Source organism: Microcystis sp. LEGE 08355, assembly GCF_015207185.1.
Taxonomy (GTDB): domain Bacteria; phylum Cyanobacteriota; class Cyanobacteriia; order Cyanobacteriales; family Microcystaceae; genus Microcystis; species Microcystis panniformis.
This window is the reverse complement of sequence record NZ_JADEXI010000573.1, coordinates 1-2,961: the sequence shown is the minus strand read 5'-3', so window position 1 is coordinate 2,961 and position 2,961 is coordinate 1. Positions and strand designations below refer to the sequence as shown.

4 protein-coding genes and 1 pseudogene are annotated in these 2,961 nt (G+C 42.1%); 3 read left to right on the top strand and 2 right to left on the bottom strand.

Annotated elements, in window-relative coordinates:
• The 3 genes and pseudogenes from IQ242_RS26440 to IQ242_RS21315 all read left to right on the top strand — a co-directional run.
• Positions 1 to 213 (top strand): annotated as a pseudogene (locus IQ242_RS26440) (hypothetical protein); the annotation flags it as partial.
• 36 nt (positions 214 to 249) lie between these two features.
• The gene (locus tag IQ242_RS21320; protein WP_193961326.1) at positions 250 to 1,302 is read left to right on the top strand and encodes a phosphotransferase; all 1,053 of its coding nucleotides are present in this window, start codon (positions 250 to 252) and stop codon (positions 1,300 to 1,302) included.
• Positions 1,303 to 1,508: 206 nt separating this feature from the next.
• Positions 1,509 to 1,889, top strand: coding sequence for a hypothetical protein (locus tag IQ242_RS21315; protein ID WP_002747647.1), 381 nt, complete (start codon positions 1,509 to 1,511; stop codon positions 1,887 to 1,889).
• 9 nt (positions 1,890 to 1,898) lie between these two features.
• On the opposite strand, the gene IQ242_RS21310 is transcribed toward IQ242_RS21315, so the two are convergent.
• The gene (locus IQ242_RS21310) at positions 1,899 to 2,393 is read right to left on the bottom strand and encodes a DUF29 domain-containing protein (protein WP_193961325.1); all 495 of its coding nucleotides are present in this window, start codon (positions 2,391 to 2,393) and stop codon (positions 1,899 to 1,901) included.
• Between the two features lie 10 nt (positions 2,394 to 2,403).
• Positions 2,404 to 2,895 carry a DUF29 domain-containing protein gene (locus IQ242_RS21305; RefSeq protein WP_193961324.1) on the bottom strand — a complete coding sequence of 164 codons (492 nt, stop codon included), beginning with the start codon at positions 2,893 to 2,895 and terminating at the stop codon, positions 2,404 to 2,406.
• Between the last annotated feature and the right edge of the window lie 66 nt (positions 2,896 to 2,961).

Genomic DNA, 2,961 nt, shown 5'->3' with positions numbered 1-2,961 from the left:
ATATTAATTTTTGGGGTACTGATAAGTAGTTGGAAAAAAGTAAAGTTAACTGTGGGGGAAGGAGTCAGTCCCGATGAAAAAATTTTCACCCCCACAGATGAAAGAGGTTTCTTTCCCTACACCCCACACCCTCTTTCAAGTCAGAGGAATGTAGCGAAATATACGGAGCGATCGAACCAATTTGTAATATATGTGGCCTATAAAATAGGATGATGCGAGCGTTGTCCACACTTGCATCGGGAGGGAACCGTGACGACTTTTCTGGCTTCGCTCAATTTACTGCCTTCTAGTTCTGCCGCTGCCAATTTTCGGCCTGGAGAATGGACTTTTCCCACACTCTACTCCACTCTGGCTCCCGCTGCTCTAGCAGATTTAGTTTTTTCTCGTTACGAGATTGATGTACCGAAAAATTGTCAATTTTGGCATCGGGGTTTAAGTGATGTGTATCTCCTCGAAACCATGACAACTCCTTACATTTTGCGAGTGTCTCACTGCCATTGGCGCAGCAAAATGGAAATCGACTTCGAGTTAGAATTATTAGATTATCTCGATCGCTCTCAGGTTCCCGTCGCCGCACCAATTCGCAGCAAAAACGGTGATTTATCCCTAGAAATTAATGCTCCGGAAGGGAAACGTTACGCCGTCCTTTTTCCCTATGCTCCGGGGGGAATTGCTATTGGAGATATAGATATAGAACAAGCCTATCATTTAGGGGCGATCGTGGCTAATTTACATCGGGTGACGGCAGATTTTCAACCCCTAGCCTATCGTCATCCCCTCAACCTCAAATATCTTCTCGAGGATTCCCTGCAAATTATTGCACCTTTTCTGCACCAACGACCGAGCGACCTAGACTGTGTCTTAGAAACCATTGGGGAAATAGAGGAAGAAACCGCTAAATTACCGACAGAATCTCCCTATTGGAGCATTTGTTGGGGCGATCCTCATAGTGGTAATGTGCATATCACCCCTGATAATCAGATGACCCTATTTGATTTCGATCAGTGCGGTTATGGTTGGCGAGTTTTTGATATCGCTAAATTTCTGCAAGTTTCCCTACAATCCGGTTTAAATCGCCAGGTTCGCCATGGTTTTATCCAAGGTTACGATCAAACAGTGCCTTTAACCGATGGTGAATTATCTTGTCTTCAGTATCTCACCCAAGCGGCCTATATTTGGTCTTGGTCAATTAGCTTAAATAACCTGCGTTTAACCGATTATAGTCGTCTCTGTGCTAATTATTTTAGTAGCCGTTTGGCCATTCTCAAACGCTTAAGAACCCAAGAATGGGAATTATTCTAAGCAGCCTTGATCCTGTTGGTGACAGCAGGCCCTAACTAACCAAGATCAACTTTCTTGCCGGTCAATGGCCAAACGAGGTATCGATCCCTGTATGCTGGTAAGTATAGATAATCACTAGGTAAAGACTTTCTTCTCCATCTGCCAAAAGTGAAGCAAGCTTTACCGCTCTTGAATAGTCTCTCACAGCCTTACAGACAGATGGTATTATGTCCAGAAGAAAGAAGAAGTTTCCCTGTGGTCACAAGGGTTATGGCCAAGTCTGCCATCATTGCGCTCAACTAGATGCCGCTTGGGAAGAAAGAAAACGTCAAAAAAATGCCTGGGAAGCCACTTTTTCCCAAGATCCGATCGATCTGCGGGAATTACCGAAAAATGTGGTACTTAAAGCTAGGGAAATCCTGCAAGGATTACAAAATCACCGCAATTATCGAGATTTCCACGGTAAACGATTGCGACACGATCGCTTTATTATCAGTATCCCCGTTACCCGCAATTATCGCCTCATCTGTCGCGACCACGGCAATCTCCTCGTCCCAGAAGCGGTCATCTCTCACGAAGATTATAATGTTTGTAAACCGGGTAGGTGAAGCTAATCTTTAGTTCGCTTGGGAAGATTTATCCCTGTTTATATCTTCCCAATCTGGCAGCCAATTTTGATCGAGAATCTCCTCTAGACTAGCTAACAATTCCACAGGGAAAATACTGGCATCTAATTGGGTTTCGTCAATAAGCAGATTGCGAGCATCGAGATAACATTCCTGCAAAATTTCCCTTAAATAGGACTTTAAACTGGGACTATCTTTGAGAATTTTTTTGATCTGAATCCGAAAATTGCGAATTTCTTTTTTCCATCCAGCTTGATTATAATCCCGTTGGGATTGCCAGTAAGTTAACTTCAGTAAATGTTCTAGGAGTCGAGTTAATAAACTTTCTAATGCTCGTCGTTCACTTTTTCCCAAATCTGCCAACTCCTCTAATAAATTCTGCCAATCTACCGCTTGAAAATCCCCTCGACGCAATTGGTTGATAGTGGACTCTAACCAAAGTTGATAATCGCTATCGTAGAGATTTGAAATGGTAATATTCATCATTTTTTACTCCTTAATTGCACTTTTCAGAATCATTACTGATAGCTTCCCAATCCGGCAGCCAATTTTCAGCGAGAATCTCCTCTAGACTAGCTAACACTTCCACGGGGAAAATACTGGCATCTAATTGGGTGATATCAATAATTATCTCCCGAGCATCGCTGTAACATTCCTCAAGTATCTCGGATAAATAGGGTTTGAGACTGGGACTATCTCTCAGTATTTTCTTGATTTGTTTCCGAAAGGTTCTAATTTCCCCTTTCCATCCAGCTTGATTATAATCCCGTTGGGATTGCCAGTAAGTTAACTTCAGTAAATGTTCTAAAAGTCGAGTTAATAAACTTTCTAATGATCTTCGTTCACTTTTACCCAAATCTGCCAACTCCTCTAATAAATTCGGCCAATCTACTGCTTGAAAATCCCCTTGACGCAATTGGTTGATAGTGGACTCTAACCAAAGTTGATAATCGCTATCGTAGAGATTTGAAATGGTAATATTCATCATTTTTTACTCCTTAATTGCACTTTTCAGAATCATTACTGATAGCTTCCCAATCCGGCAGCCAATTTT

Excerpts from the sequence above, each read along its gene's own strand:
- IQ242_RS21315 (WP_002747647.1), top strand. The coding sequence starts at position 1,509 with ATGTCCAGAAGAAAGAAGAAGTTTCCCTGTGGTCACAAGGGTTATGGC.
- IQ242_RS21310 (WP_193961325.1), bottom strand. The coding sequence starts at position 2,393 with ATGATGAATATTACCATTTCAAATCTCTACGATAGCGATTATCAACTT.
- IQ242_RS21305 (WP_193961324.1), bottom strand. The coding sequence starts at position 2,895 with ATGATGAATATTACCATTTCAAATCTCTACGATAGCGATTATCAACTT.